The 579-nt window shown below is 69.3% G+C and carries 1 protein-coding gene; it reads left to right on the forward strand.

Annotated elements, in window-relative coordinates:
- Nucleotides 1-75: 75 nt before the first annotated feature.
- Nucleotides 76-579 (forward strand): rod shape-determining protein (locus L810_RS43325; RefSeq protein WP_042978476.1); only part of this gene is annotated, 504 nt, incomplete at its 3' end.

Here is a 579-nt window from a genome sequence, read left to right on the forward strand (position 1 = left end):
GTGATGGAGCGGCATGGCCGCGCCACGGAAATGCGGCGCGGCTGCCCCGCGTCCGTTCGATTACAAGGGTTTGATATGTCGACACCGCTGTTCGGAAAGTTGTTTGCGCAACCCGTTGCGATCGACCCTGGAACGGCAAGTACGCGGATTTATACGCACGAACGCGGCGTGGTGCTGAACCAGCCGTCGGTCGTCTGCTTCCGCAAGGCCGGCGCGACCGATGCACGGCCGACGCTCGAGGCCGTCGGCGAGCTCGCGAAGGCGCTGCTCGGCCGCGAACCGGGGCATCTCGAAGCCGTGCGGCCGATGCGGCACGGCGTGATCGCCGACGCGCACGCGGCCGAGCAGATGATCCGCAGCTTCATCGACATGTCGCGCACGCGGTCGCGTTTCGGCCGCCGCGTCGAGGTCACGCTGTGCGTGCCGTCCGATGCGACGGCCGTCGAGCGCCGCGCGCTTCGCGAGGCCGCGTTCGCGGCGGGTGTATCGGAGGTCGAACTGATCGAGGAATCGCTGGCGGCCGGGCTCGGCGCGGGCCTGCCGGTGACCGAGCCGGTCGGCTCGATGGTCGTCGACATC

Source organism: Burkholderia sp. AU4i (assembly GCF_000466765.1).
Taxonomy (GTDB): domain Bacteria; phylum Pseudomonadota; class Gammaproteobacteria; order Burkholderiales; family Burkholderiaceae; genus Burkholderia; species Burkholderia cepacia.